Source organism: Streptomyces sp. NPDC007907 (assembly GCF_042959365.1).
GTDB classification, from domain to species: domain Bacteria; phylum Actinomycetota; class Actinomycetes; order Streptomycetales; family Streptomycetaceae; genus Streptomyces; species Streptomyces indiaensis.
This window is the reverse complement of record NZ_JBIBKR010000003.1, coordinates 796,398-813,426: the sequence shown is the minus strand read 5'-3', so window position 1 is coordinate 813,426 and position 17,029 is coordinate 796,398. Positions and strand designations below refer to the sequence as shown.

10 protein-coding genes and 1 pseudogene are annotated in these 17,029 nt (G+C 69.9%); all 11 read left to right on the top strand.

All coding sequences use genetic code 11. From position 1 onward, the window contains the following. Positions 1-98 precede the first annotated feature (98 nt). The 11 genes and pseudogenes from ACFZDI_RS15140 to ACFZDI_RS15090 all read left to right on the top strand — a co-directional run bounded on the left by ACFZDI_RS15140 (position 99) and on the right by ACFZDI_RS15090 (position 16,680). The gene (locus ACFZDI_RS15140; RefSeq protein WP_391251128.1) at positions 99-1,400 is read left to right on the top strand and encodes an RICIN domain-containing protein; all 1,302 of its coding nucleotides are present in this window, start codon (positions 99-101) and stop codon (positions 1,398-1,400) included. A gap of 203 nt (positions 1,401-1,603) precedes the next feature. After that, entirely contained in the window at positions 1,604-3,025 is a 1,422-nt protein-coding gene (locus ACFZDI_RS15135) for a DEAD/DEAH box helicase (protein ID WP_391250747.1), read from the top strand. Between the two features lie 680 nt (positions 3,026-3,705). Next, entirely contained in the window at positions 3,706-6,876 is a 3,171-nt protein-coding gene (locus ACFZDI_RS15130; protein WP_391250745.1) for an EAL domain-containing protein, read from the top strand. Positions 6,877-6,950: 74 nt separating this feature from the next. After that, a pseudogene (locus ACFZDI_RS15125) lies at positions 6,951-7,100 on the top strand (MbtH family NRPS accessory protein); the annotation flags it as partial. 108 nt (positions 7,101-7,208) lie between these two features. Beyond that, on the top strand, positions 7,209-10,229 hold the full coding sequence (locus ACFZDI_RS15120; RefSeq protein ID WP_391251126.1) for an amino acid adenylation domain-containing protein: 3,021 nt from the start codon (positions 7,209-7,211) through the stop codon (positions 10,227-10,229). A 23-nt stretch (positions 10,230-10,252) separates the two neighbouring features. Further along, complete coding sequence (locus ACFZDI_RS15115) at positions 10,253-11,017, top strand: leucyl/phenylalanyl-tRNA--protein transferase (protein ID WP_391250743.1); 765 nt, start codon at positions 10,253-10,255, stop codon at positions 11,015-11,017. A gap of 222 nt (positions 11,018-11,239) precedes the next feature. Further along, the gene (locus ACFZDI_RS15110) at positions 11,240-11,629 is read left to right on the top strand and encodes a response regulator (protein WP_391250741.1); all 390 of its coding nucleotides are present in this window, start codon (positions 11,240-11,242) and stop codon (positions 11,627-11,629) included. After that, positions 11,629-12,003 carry a response regulator transcription factor gene (locus ACFZDI_RS15105; RefSeq protein WP_102909533.1) on the top strand — a complete coding sequence of 125 codons (375 nt, stop codon included), beginning with the start codon at positions 11,629-11,631 and terminating at the stop codon, positions 12,001-12,003. The genes ACFZDI_RS15110 and ACFZDI_RS15105 overlap by 1 nt, the downstream gene beginning before the upstream one ends. After that, positions 12,000-13,100, top strand: coding sequence for a HEAT repeat domain-containing protein (locus tag ACFZDI_RS15100; RefSeq protein ID WP_391250738.1), 1,101 nt, complete (start codon positions 12,000-12,002; stop codon positions 13,098-13,100). Before ACFZDI_RS15105 ends, ACFZDI_RS15100 begins: the two co-directional genes overlap by 4 nt. Then, positions 13,097-14,584 carry a glycosyltransferase gene (locus ACFZDI_RS15095; protein WP_391250736.1) on the top strand — a complete coding sequence of 496 codons (1,488 nt, stop codon included), beginning with the start codon at positions 13,097-13,099 and terminating at the stop codon, positions 14,582-14,584. Before ACFZDI_RS15100 ends, ACFZDI_RS15095 begins: the two co-directional genes overlap by 4 nt. After that, on the top strand, positions 14,581-16,680 hold the full coding sequence (locus tag ACFZDI_RS15090) for an ATP-binding protein (protein WP_391250734.1): 2,100 nt from the start codon (positions 14,581-14,583) through the stop codon (positions 16,678-16,680). The genes ACFZDI_RS15095 and ACFZDI_RS15090 overlap by 4 nt, the downstream gene beginning before the upstream one ends. Positions 16,681-17,029: the final 349 nt, after the last annotated feature.

Sequence of the window (17,029 nt, the reverse complement as noted above, 5' to 3'; positions counted from 1 at the left end):
GGAACCGCCACCGACGAAAGGGTGAATCGATGAAGCCCCACGGTGCGGCCACTGCCGCCCCTTCACGACGACATCGCTGGTCGTCCCGGGTCGCCGCCGTGGTGGCCGTGACCCTCGCGGCCGGCCTGCTCTCCGCGGTGCGTCCGGCGCCCGCCGAGGCGGCGACGGTGGATACACAAGCCTGGTACGTCCTGGTCAACCGCAACAGCGGCAAGGCGCTCGAGGTCACCGGCTCATCCACCGCCGACGGCGCGCGGGTCAGCCAGCAGACGCGCGACGACGGAGCCGACCAGCAGTGGCGGTTCGTGGACTCCGGCGGCGGCTTCTACCGGCTCAAGGCCCGCCACTCGGACAAGGTCCTCGACGTGTCCGGCGCCTCGAACGCCGACGGTGCCGCGATCCAGCAGTGGGCCGACCACAACGGGCCCAACCAGCAGTTCCGCCTGGCCGACTCCGACGCGGGCCACGTCCGGCTGATCAACCGGGCCAGCAGCAAGGCGGTGGAGGTGCAGGGCGCCGCCACGGGCGACGGGGGCAACGTCGTCCAGTACACCGACTGGGGCGGCGCCAACCAGCAATGGCAGATGATCAAACTGTCGTCCGGTGGCGGCGGCGGATGCGGCAGCGCCCCGGCCCTGGCGAGCGGAACGCACACGATCCAGAGCGGCGGCAAGAGCCGCAGTTTCATCCTCAGGGTCCCGGCCACCTACGACAACAGCCACCGCTACCGGTTGATCTTCGCGTTCCACTGGCGGGGCGGAACCGCCGGCGACGTCGCCTCGGGCGGCACCAGCGGGAACGCCTGGTCCTACTACGGCCAGCAGGAACAGTCGGCCAACACCGCGATCCTCGTCGCCCCTCAGGGCCTCGGCAACGGCTGGGCCAATACGGACGGTGAGGACGTCACCTTCGTCGACGACATGATCCGGCGCATCGAGAGCGGCCTCTGCGTCGATCCGGCACAGCGTTTCGCCACCGGTTTCAGCTGGGGCGGCGGGATGAGCTACGCACTCGCCTGCAGCCGGGCGAACGTCTTCAGGGCCGTCGCGGTCATGTCCGGCGCTCAGATCAGCGGGTGCAGCGGCGGTACCCAGCCCATCGCCTACCTCGGAATCCACGGCATCAGCGACTCCGTCCTCAACATCGCGCAAGGCCGGTCCCTGCGCGACAGGTTCGTCGGCAACAACGGCTGCACCCCCCAGAGCCCTCGCGAACCCGCGCGGGGCAGCCGGACGCACATCACCACCGCCTACGCGGGCTGCCGTGCCGGCTACCCGGTCCGATGGGCCGCGTTCGACGGGGACCACATACCCGGGCCGGTCGACGGCTCGCCCATTGAAAGCGGTGTCACCACCTGGACCAAGGCAGAGATCTGGAGGTTCTTCGCGCAGTTCCAGTGACAGGCCCGCACCGAGGGGTGGAGCCAGGACGATCCCGGCTCCACCCCGCCGACGTCCGGCCCGGACGCGACGCCACCCGTCGGACGCGTGCTAGCGTTGACTCTTTGTTGCGTCGCTGTGCCGGTGCTCCGTTCGGCGCCCTGGCCGGTGGCCGCGTCCCCGCCGCGCCTTCCTCGGTACGGTCCCGTCGAGGAAGGCTTGCAGTGAGCGAATCAGCACGTGTAGATGCCCGGCAGCAGGACGGTGTCTCCCAGACGGCGGGCGCCGCTTCGGCGCCGCCCACGGTGACGTCCTTCGCGCAGCTGGGGCTGCCCGCCGACCTTCTGCGGGTGCTGGACGAGCGCGGTGTGGGCGTGCCCTTTCCCATCCAGGCGGCGGCGCTGCCGCACGCGCTCGCGGGACGGGACGTTCTGGGCCGGGGCCGCACCGGATCGGGAAAGACGCTCGCCTTCGGTCTCGGGATGCTTGCCCTGACGGCCGGGCAGCGCGCGCAGCCCAAAGCGCCACGTGCGCTCGTCCTGGTCCCCACCAGGGAGCTGGCGCAGCAGGTCGGTACGGCGCTCACCCCGTACGCCATGGCACTGCGGCTGCGGCTCGCGACGGTGGTGGGTGGAGAGTCCATCGGACGGCAGACCGCCGTGCTGCGGTCCGGCGCCGAGATCGTCGTCGCCACGCCCGGTCGGCTGCACGACCTCGTCGAGCGCAAGGCCTGCCGACTGGGGCAGGTGCGCATCACCGTCCTGGACGAGGCCGACCAGATGTGTGACATGGGGTTCCTGCCGCAGGTCACCGCGATCCTGGACCAGGTGCGCTCCGACGGGCAGCGGATGCTGTTCTCCGCCACCCTCGACCGGGACGTCGACCAGCTGGTGCAGCGCTACCTGCGCGACCCCGCCGCCCACTCCGTGGACCCCCCGTCCAGCGCGGTTTCCACGATCGAACACCACGTCTTCGTCGTGCACGGCCCGGACCGGTACGCCGTGACCACGGAGATCGCCGCCCGGGACGGCCGCGTCCTGCTGTTCCTGGACACCAAGCACGGCGCCGACCAGCTCACTCGGCACCTGCGGGCCGCGGGCGTGGCCGCCGCCGCCCTGCACAGCGGGAAGTCCCAGCCGCAGCGCACCCGGACCCTGGCCCAGTTCAGGAACGGGCAGGTCACCGCGCTGGTGGCGACGAACGTCGCCGCACGCGGCCTGCACATCGACGATCTCGACCTCGTGGTCAACGTCGACCCGGCCACCGACCCGAAGGACTATCTGCACCGCGCGGGCCGCACGGCTCGGGCCGGCCGCTCCGGCACCGTCGTCACACTCGTCCTGTCGGGACAGCGCCGCGCGACAAGCCAGGTCATGGCCGACGCAGACGTCGCTCCCGAGGTCACCAAGGTGCGGTCCGGCGAGGCGGAACTGAGCCGGATCACCGGCGCCAAGGCCCCCTCCGGAGTGCCTCTCGACGGCGGACCGGCCGTATCGCGCCCCCAGAACCACAACGCCCCGTTCCGCGGTCTGGGCAGCGTCAAAAACGTGCAGGGCGGCCCGGGTGGCAGGTCGTCACGTAGGAGCAGCGAGGCCCGCACACTGGCGGAGGCCCGCAGGGCGGCTCGGGTGCGGCGCGGCGGCTGAGCCCGGCGCTCGAACTGCCGGACCGGTTCCGCGCCTTATCACGTGCCCTGGGCCGCACGCCGCGCCGTGCGGGGGCTCCCTCGAAGGGACAGGCAGGTCCCTCACGGTGCCGCTGCCGTCTGTGGTGGCAGTCCGAGCCGAATTTCGACTCCAGCTCCCCTCGGGCGAGGAGTTGCGTCGCAGCGGAACCTTTCTGCCCGCGCGTTCTCCTCGACGGCGTCGCTGAAGGCGTCGTACCGCTCGTGGGACGCCAACCACCGGAAGGAGAGCAGGCTCTGCGGCAGTCGAAGAGCACGGGCCTTCACGCTTCCACCAAAGCCGATCGTCCCGGAGACCGGACCGGCCCCGGTCTCGAAGCCCTGCATTCTCGCGCATGTCGTGGTATTCCGCGAGCCGACGTGGCATATCGCTGCTCGCGTGCGAGAAAGGGCAATCCAGGTAAGCTGAATGAGGGCACGGCGATGTCTCGGTACAGAAGGAGCCCGCACAACGGTGACCGTGTATACGGGAGACCATATCCACCGGAAATCGCGTTCACAGGCGATCAGGGTCGAGCCCCGGCCCGGGGCCCGGAGAATTCTCCTTCATCAGCTCGGCCAACAGGCCTCTCCGCCGCCGTCCGGTGTCGTTCGCCCGGCTCGACCCGCCCACCAAGTGGTCCTCGCAGGAGGTTAGTTGGGATGAACGCACGACTGCGAAGCCATGCTGCGATCGTCGTCGTCAGCTCATGTATCGTCGTGCTGACAGCGTTGTACTACGCATTCCCGGAACAGCGGCTGCTGTTCGTGGCCATAGGGGCGGTCGGCGTCATCGGTATCGTCCTTGGTGTCTTTCTCAACCATCCGGCGCATCGCCTCCCCTGGCTGCTGCTCGCTGCGGGAAACTTTACCTTCGCCGCGGGCCAGGCAACCCAGATCATTCTCATCCAGATACTCAATGAAGACATCCCGTTCCCGTCCATCGCTGACGGCTTCTATCTCGCGGCATATCCGCTCTATGCGGCGGGACTGCTGGGCTTCGCGCACTGGCGCACGAGTTGGCGAGACCGGGCGAGTCTCGTCGACGCGCTGACGCTGACCGTCGGCCTGGCGTTGCTGTCGTGGCTCTTTCTCATCGATCCGTATGCCCGCGCCGAGGGTCTCACCTGGGTGCAGAAGGCGTTCGCCATCGCCTATCCGCTCGGCGACATCCTCGTCCTGGCGATGATGCTGCGGCTGCTCGTCGGCCGCGGCGGCAAGAGCCGCTCGCTCATGCTGCTCACCGTGGGCACCGTAGGCCTGCTCACCGCCGACGTGCTGTACGGCCTGATCCAGCTGAACGGGACGTGGCGCACGGGGAGCGCGGTCGAACTCGGCTGGGCCGTCCTGTACGGCGCCTGGGCGGCCGCCGCGCTCCATCCCTCCATGCGCATGCTGACTCAACCGCTGCCGTGGCGAGCCGAGACCGGCACGGGCCGGCTGGCCCTGCTCACTCTGGCGTCGCTCATCGCGCCCGCCATCCTCCTGACGGAGGCGGTGCGCGGCGTGAGGTCCAACGTCGGCGTCATCGGGGCCTTCTCCGCGGTGCTCTTCCTCCTCGTGCTCTACCGCCTGGCGGGGGTGGTGGCGACCCACCGGCGGGCGGTCGGCCGGGAGAAGGCGCTGCGCGACGCGGTGTCGTCGCTGGGCGGAGCGGGCGAGCTGCGGGACGTGGCCACGGCAGTCCACTCCGCGGTGACGCAGCTGATGTCGGTCGGCCCGCCCCGTTCCGCGCTGCTCACCCTGCCGGACAGCACACTCTGGGTGAACGGGGCCCACAGCGTCCTGCGTGGGCCCCTGGCCACGCGGGCGACCACAGCCGTACGGGAACTGATCGCGTCCGGCGAGAACCGCATGGTGACCCTCGACGGCGTGGGGCCCGCCCTTGTCGACCACCTCATGGTGGATCCGCCCCGCCACGATCACGCGCTGGTCTGCCGGCTCGCCGCGCAGGGTCATGCCTCGGGCGACCCGCTGATCGGGGTGCTGATCGTGGTGGGGGAGGAGCACGACCTGCTCGTGCTCCGCGACACGCTGGTGACTCTCGCCGCGCAGGCCGCACTCGCCGCACAGCGGGTCACCCTCGCCCAGGAGGTCAACCGGCGCAACAGCGAGATGTACTTCCGCACGCTGGTGCAGAACGCCTCGGATGTCATCCTGATCCTCGACGAGGACGACCGGGTCCGTTACGCTAGCCCCTCCGCCGACCAGGTCCTCGGTCTGCCGGACCTGGAGGGCACCCTCCTCGTCGATCTCGTGCCACCGCAGGACAGTCGCGCGGTGGTCGAGACGCTCGGCCGGATCCGCAGGGGCGAGCCGCAGACCGGGCGCGAGCACTGGCGCGTGATCCGCGGCGACCGGTCGTCCATCGAGGTCGAGCTGAAGTGGAGCGACCTGCGGGAGGAGGCGACCGTCGGTGGAGTGGTGCTCACGTTGCGGGACGTGACCGAACAGCGCAAACTCGAACGCGAGCTGACCCACCAGGCGTTCCATGACTCGCTCACCAATCTGGCCAACCGCGTGCTCTTCCAGGACCGGGTCAACCACGCCCTGACACAGGCTCAGCGCGACGGCACGGTGGTCGGTGTGCTCTTCGTCGACGTGGACGACTTCAAGGTCGTCAACGACATGCACGGCCACGGCGTGGGCGACGAACTCCTGGTCGCGCTGTCACTCCGGCTGCAGACGACCGTCCGTGCCTCCGACACCGCCGCGCGCGTCGGCGGTGACGAATTCGCACTGCTCGTGGAGGGCTCCGTCGGGACAGAGGGCGTGGAGCGCTTCACCGAACACGTGATGAGCGTGTTCGACGAGCCGTTCCGGCTCAGTGTGGGGCCGATGAGCACGTACGCCAGCATCGGCGTCGCGACGACGGAGGACAGCATCGACTCGGTCGAACTGCTGACACACGCCGATCTCGCGCTGTACTCGGCGAAGACGGCGGGCAAGCGCCAGTGGCGCCGCTACCACCCGGAACTGCAGAGCGGCATGGCCGAGCGCGCCAATCTGCAGGAGGCCCTGGACAGTTCGTCGATCGAGACGTCGTTCCTGGTGCTCTACCAGCCCATCGTGGAGCTGGCCAGTGGTCAGGTCGCCGGCTTCGAGGCGCTCGTTCGCTGGCCGCACTCCACGCGAGGCATGGTGATGCCCGAGCAGTTCATCACGCTGGCCGAGGAGAGCGGGCAGATCGTCCCCCTGGGGGCCTGGGTGCTCGACCAGGCGGCGTCCGAGGCGGTGCGTTGGGAGGGCTCAGTCCTGCGCGACGGAACGGCCGGTCGCAAACCGCCGTACGTCAGCGTGAATGTGTCACCGCGACAGTTCCGGGACGACGACTTCTACAACGTGGTCCGGCGCGCCCTGGATCTCTCAGGCATCGAACCGACTTCTCTCGTGCTGGAACTGACCGAGAGTGTGCTGATGTACAACGACGAGCGTATTCTGGGCGAGATGAATGCGCTCACAGATCTCGGCATTCGTATTGCGATCGACGATTTCGGAACGGGCTACTCGTCGTTGAGCTATCTGCGTGAGTTCCCCATCTCGATACTCAAGATCGACAAATCGTTCGTCGACGAACTCGGGCGATCGCCGGAACAGTACGCCCTCGTCGAGGGCATCGCACATCTCGCTGACACGCTCGGCCTCACGGTCATCGCCGAAGGAGTGGAGAACGTGAGGCAGCAAGAGTTGCTGATCTCCATGGGCTGCCGATTGGCCCAGGGCTATCTCTTCGCAGAACCGGTCAGTGCCGAAGAGGCGGAGCAACTGGTCCTCGCACCGCCGCTCGGCCGTTTGGCCGAATTGCCTGTGAGGCCCGCGGAAGGGAAGCAGTGAGGGCGGCGGTCCCTTCCCGCCAGGAGTTCGGATAGTGCTCCGCAGGAGCCGCGCGAGGCAGGAGGCTCGAGGTGATGGAACGTGATCCTCGGACGGCAGAGCCGGTTGCACCGTGCGTAGTCCTGCGCAACGACGAGGAGCAGTACGCGGTCTGGCCCGCGGACCGCCGGATTCCGGCCGGGTGGCAACGGATCGGCGGACCGGAGTCCGACACGTGGTGCGGGGCTCTGGTCGAGCGCCTTTGGACCGACATGCGGCCCGCGAGCGCCCGCGCCGAGCGGCCACCGGAGCCTTGGCCGGGCAGCGTGCCCGAGCTGGTGCGGGAGCGAGCGATGCGTCAGCCGTCCGCTCTCGCGGTGCTATCGGACGACGGTCGGCTCAGCTACGCCGAGCTGAGCGGTCGTGCCGACCGGCTTGCCGACCGGTTGCGGGAGTGGGGCGTCGGCCCGGAGTGCGTCGTCACCGTGTGCCTGGACCGCGTTCCCGAGCTGATCGTCGCCCTGCTGGCGGTGCTGGGATCCGGAGGCGCGTTTCTGCCGCTCGACCCGGCGACGCCGCCACAACGGATGGCCGCACTGGTCGGTGGGACCGGTTCACGCCTCATCATCACGAGCCGCGAGCACGCCCCGATGTTCGCCGGGTGCGAGGCACGCATCGTCCACGCCGAGGCGGCCGGGGAACTGGTTGCGAAGACGCCGTCGCAAGCGTCGGGGCCGACACCCGGTCCCGGCCCGGACGACCTCGCCTACGTGATCTACACCTCCGGTTCCACCGGGCCGCCCAAGGGGGTGATGATCAGTCACCGGTCGCTGGCCCACTCCCTCACGGCGGTGGTCCGGGCCTACGATCTGACGCCCTCCGACCGGGTGCTGCACGGCGCGGCGCTCGGCTTCGACACTTCACTGGAGCAGATCTTCGCCACTTTGATCAGTGGCGCGACGCTCATCCTCGCGGGAACTCCGACGTGGGCGCCCACCGAGCTGCTGCGCCGTCTGCCCGAGTACGGGGTCACCGTCGCCGACCTGCCCCCCGCGTACTGGCACCGGGTCGTCTCCGTCGCGGACCGCGGTGAGATGCTCGCGTCGCTGAGGCTCGCCATCGTCGGCGGGGAGATCGTCACCGCGAAGGACTGCCGCGCCGTTCTGCGCAGGATCCCCGGCGTACGGCTCGTCAACGCCTATGGGCTCACCGAGACCACCATCACCTCCACGCTCTGCGAACTGAATCAGGAAGTGCTCGCCGCGCCGGACACCGCCGTCGCCCCGGTCGGCCGGCCCCTGGAGGGGAATCACGTCCATGTGCTCGACGCCGACCTACGCCCGGTGCAGCCGGGCGAGCGCGGGGAGATCTACATCGGGGGGCAGGGGCTGGCGCGCGGCGTCTGGCGGCAACCCGGCCTGACCGCACGGCAGTTCCTGCCCGATCCGCACGGCTCTGCGCCGGGAGACCGGATGTATCGCACCGGGGACCTGGGCCGCCGGCGCTCGGACGGCAACCTGGAAGTGCTGGGCAGGGTCGACGACCAGATGAAGATCCGCGGGTTCCGGGTCGACCCGGCGGAGATCGAGGCCGCGCTCGTCTCCCGTCCGGAGATCGGCCAGGCGATGGTGGTGGCCCGGACGCGTGACAACGGCGACCGGGACCTGGTCGCCTACTACACGCCCGCCTCGCCGCCGACCGTCGGTGAGGCGGCGCAGCGCGCACGGCTGCGGTCGGCACTCAGCGAGGTCCTGCCCGGCTACATGATCCCGGCGGCCTTCCACGCGGTGGAACGGCTGCCTGTCGCGCCCAGCGGAAAGCTCGACCGCAAGGCCGTACCGGAGTCCGGGGCTGCGCCGATCACGGACGGCGCCGACGACCGTCCGGTGGTGCAGGGGATGGCCCAGCTGTGGTGCCAGATCCTGGGTGTGGACTACGTCCATCCGCACGATGACTTCTTCGAGCTGGGCGGCAACTCGCTGCTGGCCATGGAGATGCTCGCCCGCACCCGTGTCGTCTTCGGCATCGGCGTCACACAGATCCGTGACCTGACCCGTTCACTGCTGCGGCAGCCGATGCTCGCCGCGTTCGCCGAATCCGTGCGCCAGGCACGCTCCGGCACGCTGACGCGCCCAGGCGGTTTGAGCGTCGACTTCGCCTCGGAGACCGATCGGCGCATTCCGGAGGTGGGCCGTGACGGGCCGGCTCCGGACCACCTCCGCTCCGGCGACGTCCTTCTCACCGGGGCGACGGGATTCTGCGGCGCCCACATGATCGACGAGCTGCTGCGCAGCACGACGGGCCGGATCCTTTGCCTGGTCAGGGCCTCGGACGAGCAGCACGGCATGGAGATGATCCGCGCGAGCCACCAGCGGTACGTCCTCAGGGACCTGTCCAGTACGCGCGTGCAGCCGGTCGTCGGTGACCTGGGCAAGCCCGGACTGGGGCTGCCTCCCGGGCGGTTCGAGGAGCTGGGATCGACCATCGACGCGGTCTACCACTTCGGCGCACAGGTCAACTTCATCTACCCGTATCACGAGTTGCGCGCGGTCAACGTCGACGGAACGTACGAGATCATCCGCCTCGCCGCAGGCAGGGCCGTGCCCGTCCACTTCGCCTCCAGCATGGCGGTGCTCGCCGGATTCGGGCCGGCCGGGGTGCGTGAGGTGACCGAGAGCACGCCGCTGGGCTTTCCGGAGTATCTGTCGGTCGGGTACGTGGAGACCAAGTGGGTTGCCGAGACGCTGCTGAAGAAGGCATCCGGCGCGGGATTGCCGGTCGCCGTCTACCGTCTGATGGACATCGCGGGCAGCAGTGGAACCGGCGTGATGAACACCAGCAGCGAGATGGCCGCCCTCATCAGGTTCATCGCGCGGACCGGTCTGTGCCCGGACGTCCGGCTGCCGCTGGACTTCCTGCCGGCCGACCGCCTCGTCCGCGCGATCGGGCACATCTCCACGCGCCGTCCCCCGCGTGGCGAGGTCTATCACCTCACCAACCCCCGTCCCGCACTGCTCGGTTCACTGGCCGAGCGCATGCGCCAACGGGGGTATCCGGTCCAGGAGATCCCTTATGCAGAGTGGATCGCCGCTCTGGTGAAGTATGCGGCCGGACACCCCACCGACGCGATAACACCGTTCGTCCCGCTCTTCGTCGACCTGTGCCACGGCGCCGACATCACCGTGAGCGAGATGTACTTCCAGGGGATTTTCCCGGAGTTCACCCGCACCAACGCGGAGCGGGCGCTGGTGGAAGCCGGGATCGGCATTCCGCCCGTGGACGCGCAGATGATGGACCGCTTCATCGACTTCCTGCAACGGGCCGAGCAGGCAGGGCCGGTGACCGACCGGGGGGAGGGAGCGGCACGGTGGTGACCAGGTGCCGCGGATGGGATGCGTTGGACGTACTGGAAGCCGCCGCTGACGGCCCGGTGGCCTTCTCCGCCGACCTCAGCCCCGCCGGCCTCCTGGCGGCGTACCGCGCCGGGGTCTATCCGTTCCCGGCAGCCGACGAGTACACCCGTGCCCTCAATGAGGTGGTCTTCGCCGATCAGGTGCAGGAGGGCCGCATCCCGCTCGTTGGGGAGCAGGAGCCGGGTGATCCCTTCGCCGTTTCCTGGTGGTCACCCGACCCCAGGCCGGTCCTGCCCGTCTCGGCCGCGCATCTCAGCCGTAGCCTCGCCCGGCGGCTGCGCAACGCGCTGTCGTGGTCGACCAGCCTGGACCAGGGGTTCGAGCGGGTCGTCCGCGCATGCCGCGGCGACCGTGTCCCGCTGTGGCTCACCGAAGAGCTGATCGCCAGCCTGGTCCGCCTGCACGAGCTGGGTCATGCTCACAGCGTCGAGGTGTGGGAGGACGGCCATCTGGTCGGCGGCGTCTTCGGCCTCAGCGTCGGATCGGTCTTCAGCATGGACTCGATGTTCTTCCAGCGTCCCGGCGCCTCGAAGGTGGCGGTGAGCGACCTCGCCGCGCGTTTCGCGCAGGCCGGCGGCGAGTTGCTGGACGCGCAGCGGGACAGCCCGCACGTCCGGGATCTCGGCGGCATCCTCATGCCGCGGGAGCAGTACGTGCGACGCCTTCGCCGCACCGCGCCCGACAGCCTCCCGATGGACGCAGCCACGTTGCCCGCCCACCGCCTCGCCAGGACTGCAAGAGCGCGCTGACCCCGTTCGTCGCGCTGCCCGGCGCCCCGGACGCATGACGCCCAGGTTCACCGGCTCGGGTGATGGGCGTCGGAGCCCCTCGGGCGCGCCTAATGACTCGGGCCGGGGCTGCCCCGCCTTCCTCGCGGCGTGCCCGAATGGGGCCAATGGGTCATATGTGGTGAAGGTTAACTAACGGTTCTAATGTGTGACTGACAGTCCGACTTCGTGGACAGGCCGGTGATGTTCCCACCTCGAGTACTCGTGATCGACGACGACCAGGATGTGAGCGCTCTGCTGGAGCGGCACTTCCGCGAGCGGGGATGCCCCGTGGCCGTCGCGCACTCGGGGGAAGAGGGGCTCGGCCTCGCCTTTGCCGACCCGCCGGACATCGCGGTCGTCGACGTGATCCTGCCCGGCATCGACGGACGGGAGGTCGTCCGCAGGCTGCGGGCGGACGACCGGACGAGGAGATGCCGTCTCGTCGTCACCTCGGTGCTCGACCCGGACGATCTGATCGGCCTCGCGGACGAGGTGCTGCCCAAGCCGTTCCGGCAGAAGGCCGTGGTGCGGCTCGTTGACTCCTACCGGAGCTCTGTCGCCCAGGAGTCCCAGGAGTCCCAGGAGGAGTAATGGCTCATGTCCTGATCGCTGACGACGACGCGGACATCCGGGATCTGGTGGCCTTCAAGCTGACTCAGAGCGGTCACCAGGTCACGGCCGTGGAGGACGGCATGGCGGCACTCCGGGCAGCGCGGGAGAACACCGTGGACCTGGCACTGCTCGACATCCGGATGCCGGGCATGTCGGGTCTGGACGTGTGCCGGGAGCTGCGCGCCACGGCCCAGACCGCGACACTCCCCGTCATCATGATCACCGCCCGGTCCCAGGAAGCGGACGTGGAGGTCGGCTTCGCGGCGGGAGCCGACGACTACATCATCAAGCCGTTCAGCCCGCGAGAGCTCTCCAGCAGGGTCACCGCGGTGCTCAACCGGGTGGAACGGTGATTTCCCCCGGCATCGTCCAAGGCGCGCTGCTGATCCTGCTCGCTGTCGTCCTGGCGCTGAGCCTGCTGATCGTCGGCAACCGTCTCGTCCGCAGTCACCGGGAGCGCAGACGCGAGCGGATCGCGGCACCGGTGCGCGGCTCCCTGCTGGAGCTACTGTGCGCCGAGGGGGACGAGCAGACCGAGTTGCTGAACCGGCTGGCGGAGATCGACAGACGGACCTGGGCCGCCCTGGAGCCGACCCTTACCGCGCTGCTGGGCAAGGTCGCCGGTGGGGCCCGCACGGCGCTGATCCGCCTGTACGAGCTGCGCGGGGCCGCCGTGGACGCCGTCGCCGACCTGTCGAGCCGCAGCGCGGCCCGGCGGGGACGTGCCGCGCAGGTGCTCGGTCAGCTCAGCCACCGCCCAGCCGCCCCGTCGCTGTGCCGTCTGCTGGCCGACCGCGACCCCGAGGTGCGCCTGGCCGCCACCCGGGCGCTGGGCCGGTGCGGGGGACCGGAAGCCGTGCCGTACCTGCTGGAATCCCTCCATGGACCGCGGGCCGTGCCGCCCGCCGCGGTCATCAGGGCGCTGGTCTCCCTGGGGCCCGAGGCGCAGCGGAGTGTGGCCGCCGGGCTGGGACACCCGCAACCCCTCGCCAGGGCCGTGGCCATCGAGGTCCTCGGCGCGAACGGCGTGGTCTCCCGTACGTCCGAGATCGCCCGTGCACTGCGCGAGGACCCTCAGATCGAGGTCCGCGTCAAAGCGGCACGCGCGCTGGGCAGACTGGGCATGCCCGAGGGCCTGGAGCCGCTGCTGGCCGCCGTCCGGACCGGTCAGCCGGTCGCCCTGCGCATGGTGGGCGCCGGAGCCCTCGGCACGCTGGGAGCCGTCGCCGCGACGGGCCCGCTGGCGGAGCTGCTCGGCGACCCCGACCGGCATGTGGCCGCCACCGCCGCTCGCGCGCTGTTGCAGCTCGGCCCGGAAGGACGGGCCGAGCTGCACGCGGCGGCCGACGACCGCTCCGGCGGACCGGCCGCCGCCCAGGCCAGAGCCGTGCTCGCCGAATCGGCGGTCGGGGCCGCACGCCACGACGTCCGCGCGGAGGTGGCGCTGTGAGCGTGGCGGCCGGCGAACCGTGGGCGTCGCTGCTGGGCGCGGTGCACACGCTGATCACCGTGTGCGACACCGTGGTGATCGTGTACTTCCTGGCCATCAACACCAGCTATCTGGTGCTGATCCTCATCGCCCTCGGGGAGTTCGTCAGAACGCTGCGGCGGGCTCCCTTCGCAGGCCACGACGAGGCCGCCACCAGTCCCCTCACCCCGCCCGTTTCCGTGATCATGCCCGCGCACAACGAAGCGGCCGGCATCGCCGAAGCGGTCCGGGCCATGCTGCTGCTGCGCTACCCGGAGTTCGAGGTCGTCGTCGTCGACGACGGCTCCACCGACGGCACGCTGGAAGCTCTCCGGGAAGCCTTCGACCTCGCCGAGGTGGAGTACGTGGTGCCCGACGACATCCCCGTACGCGGCAGGGTCACCTCCGTCCATCTGCCCAGGGGCGGTCCCGTACGCCTTGTGGTGGCCCGCAAGGACAACGGGGGCAAGGCCGACGCGCTCAACGTCGGGATCAACCTGGCGCGCTACCCGCTGGTGTGCATGGTGGACGCCGACTCGATCCTCGACTCCCAGGCGCTGCTCGCGGTGGCCAAACCGTTCTGCGACGACCCGCAGCGGGTGGTCGCCTCCGGCGGCGTGGTCGGCCTCGCCAACGGCTGCACCGTCGTGGCGGGACGGGTGGTCGAGGCGCGCGTTCCCCCGGACCTGCTCGGACGCGTTCAGGTCGTCGAGTATCTTCGCGCCTTCCTGCTCGGCCGCACCGGATGGTCCAAGCTCGGCAGCCTGCTGATCATCGCCGGGGCCTTCGGTCTCTTCCGCAAGGACGCGGTCGTGGCGATCGGCGGGATGGACCCCGACTGCATCGGCGAGGACGCCGAGCTGGTGATCCGCCTTCACAAGCACATGCGCGAGCTGGGCCGGGACTACCGCATCGTGTTCGTGGCCGAGCCCATCTCCTGGAGCGAGGCGCCCTCGCAGCGGCAGGTCCTCGCCCACCAGCGGCGGCGCTGGCACCGCGGCCTGACGGAGATCCTGCTCAAGCACCGCCGCATGATCGGTAACCCCCGCTACGGCCGGATCGGCCTGTTGGCGCTGCCCTTCTACGTCGTCTTCGAACTGCTGGCCCCGCTGGTGGAGCTCGCAGGGCTCGTCCTCGTACCCCTGGGCGTACTGATGGGCGCGGTGAACGTGGACTTCCTGTGGCGCTTCCTGGTCGTCGCCTACATCTACGCCATCGTCGTCGGCATGGTGTCGGTCGCGGTGGAGGAATACGCCTTCCACCGGTTCACGCGGTGGCGGGACGTCTGGGGAGGCATCGTCGGGGTGGTGGCCGAGAACATCGGATACCGCCAGCTGACAGCGTGGTGGCGGCTGCGCGGTATGTGGGACGGGTTGCGCAGATCTCCCCAGGTATGGGGTGCCATGACCCGGGCCGGATTCGACTCTTCCAGCCCGGTGAGGGAGAAAGGAGGTGATCGCGCATGAGCCGCACCTCCGGACGGGGCGCCGGCCGGGTGGGGCACCGGCTCGGCCTCGCATTCGGACTGCTGACCCTGCTGATCGCCCTGTGCGGGGCCAGCACGCTGATCGGCGCGCTGGCGCTGGAAAGCCAGCGCGACCGGATCATCGACCAGGTGCTCCCCGCCCAGGAGGACAATGTGCGCCTGCTCAACGCGGGCATCAGCGCGCAGCGTTCGATGCGGGGCTACCTGGTCACGGGCGACCGGAGTGAGCTTGCCGACTTCCGTGAGGCCCGGGAGAGCATTGCGTCGATCAGCGGCGACGTCCGTGCGCACGAGGTCCTGGACGAAGACGATCTCACGGCGCAGCAGCGGCAGATCGAGGCGTATCTGCGCGTTGCGGACGACCAGGCGAAGAGCACCCCGGGAAGCGCGCGGGCCGTCACGCTCACCCGCGAGGCCTCTCGGCGCTTCAACGCGTTCGAGGCGACCAACGCCCGCCTGGACGACCAGATGAGCGAAGAGGAGCAGCGTCTGGAGGACCGCGCCGACACCGCGATCCAGGTGGGCATCGCCGGGTTCGGCACGGCACTGGTCGCGGCCCTCGCCCTGGCCGTGTACACGGCGGTGCACACCACGCGCGCCCTGACCGGGCCGCTGCGGAGAACCGAGCGGACGCTCGGCCGCCTCACCGCCGGAGACCATGCGGCCCGGGCCGAGGTGACGGGACCGGAGGAGATCCGGGCGGTGGCGCGGTCGGTCAACCTGCTCGCGGACCAGAGGGACCGGCTGCGCGCGGTCGAGCAGGAACGGCAGCGACTGTCGACGGCCGCGAAGGAGACCGGCATCCGGATCAGGGACCGCCTCGACGTCGGCTACGTCCTCGACGAGGCGTGCAACGGCATCGGCGAGGTTCTCGCCGCAGACTACGTCTTCATCCTGCTCGCCGAGGACGGCGGCTCCGGATTTCCCCTGGCCCGGGTGTGGTCCGCGGAGCGTGGCCTGCTGTCCGACGACGAGCGAAGGGGCATCCCGACGCTACCGGCCGACGTGGTCCGCGACCACTACCGGCGGGCAACGCCCTGGCTGGTCACCGACCTGTCCCCGTACGTGTCGGACACCAGACCCATACCGGGTGCCCCCGGCTCCTTCGGGAAGACCGGTATGCCGGCAGAGAACCGCGCCGCCGCGGCGGCGCTCGGGCTGGTCTCGGCCGTGATCGTCCCCATCGGGGTGGGGGAGGAACCGATCGGCGCCGTGTGCGTGGCCCGAACCAGCGCAGACCGCCCCTGGCGCCCGGTGGACGTCGAATTCGCCGAGTCCATGGCAGGCGGCATCGGCCGGGCGCTGCACACCGCCCTCCTCTACGAGAAGGAGTCAGGCCTGGTGGACAAACTGCGCGCCCTGGACAAGGCCAAGAGTGACTTCCTGTCCACCGTCTCCCATGAGCTGCGCACCCCGCTGACCAGCATCGTGGGGTACATCGAGCTGCTGAAGGACGAGGACGGCGATCCGCTCTCCCCGTCCCAGCTGCGCATGCTGGACGTCGTCGACCGCAACGCCAACCGGTTGCGGGCACTGATCGAGGACCTGCTCACGCTCTCCAGGATCGAGTCGGGAGCGTTCACCTCCCGGAAGGCACCGATCGACCTGCGGCAGCTGGTGGTCTCGGCGACCGATGCGATCAAACCGGCCGCCGAGGCCGCCTCGGTCAGACTGGAGACGCGCTGCCCCGAGCAGCCACTGGTCCTGGAGGCGGACGGCGAACAACTCGACCGGGTCCTGATGAACCTGCTGTCCAACGCCGTGAAGTTCACCCACGGCGGCGGGACGGTCAGCGTACGAGCAGACGCGCAGGACGGGGAGGCCGTCCTGAGCGTGAGCGACACCGGCATCGGCATCCCCGCGGCCGAGCAGGAGAAGCTCTTCAAACGGTTCTTCCGCGCCTCGAACGCCACCGAGCAGGCCATCCCTGGAACCGGCCTGGGGCTGACCATCGTGCACACGATCGTGGCGAACCACGGCGGCCGAACGCAGGTGCGCTCCGAAGAGGGCCGGGGTACCACGATCACCACCTGGCTGCCGCTCACCGGCACGAACGGTGCGGCGGGCTCCGCCTGAACGCCGTCCGGTCCGCGCACGGCCGATGCCGAAGCGGCCGCGCGCGGTGTATGCCGCAGGGGAACGTGAGCCGCTCCGACCGGACTTGGTCCAGCCGTGCGGGAGTACGGGGATCGCTGTGGCCGGCGCCCAGCCGAGAGTACGACGACTTGGCCTCGCAACCGGGAGTTGAGGCGCCGTCAGAAGGCCGTCACGGGAAGCGAAGGCAGGCGGGTGCCCGGTGACCGGGCACCCCGAAGGCAGGGCAGACCGTACCCCTTTCAACCTCCACTTGCCCGATTTGCGATCTTCTGTGGTTCATTCTTTGCTTGATATGTCCGACGAGCGGATCGCTTGATCGCCGTCATCG

Excerpts from the sequence above, each read along its gene's own strand:
- ACFZDI_RS15130 (WP_391250745.1), top strand. The coding sequence starts at position 3,706 with ATGAACGCACGACTGCGAAGCCATGCTGCGATCGTCGTCGTCAGCTCA.
- ACFZDI_RS15120 (WP_391251126.1), top strand. The coding sequence starts at position 7,209 with ATGCGTCAGCCGTCCGCTCTCGCGGTGCTATCGGACGACGGTCGGCTC.
- ACFZDI_RS15110 (WP_391250741.1), top strand. The coding sequence starts at position 11,240 with ATGTTCCCACCTCGAGTACTCGTGATCGACGACGACCAGGATGTGAGC.
- ACFZDI_RS15105 (WP_102909533.1), top strand. The coding sequence starts at position 11,629 with ATGGCTCATGTCCTGATCGCTGACGACGACGCGGACATCCGGGATCTG.
- ACFZDI_RS15090 (WP_391250734.1), top strand. The coding sequence starts at position 14,581 with ATGAGCCGCACCTCCGGACGGGGCGCCGGCCGGGTGGGGCACCGGCTC.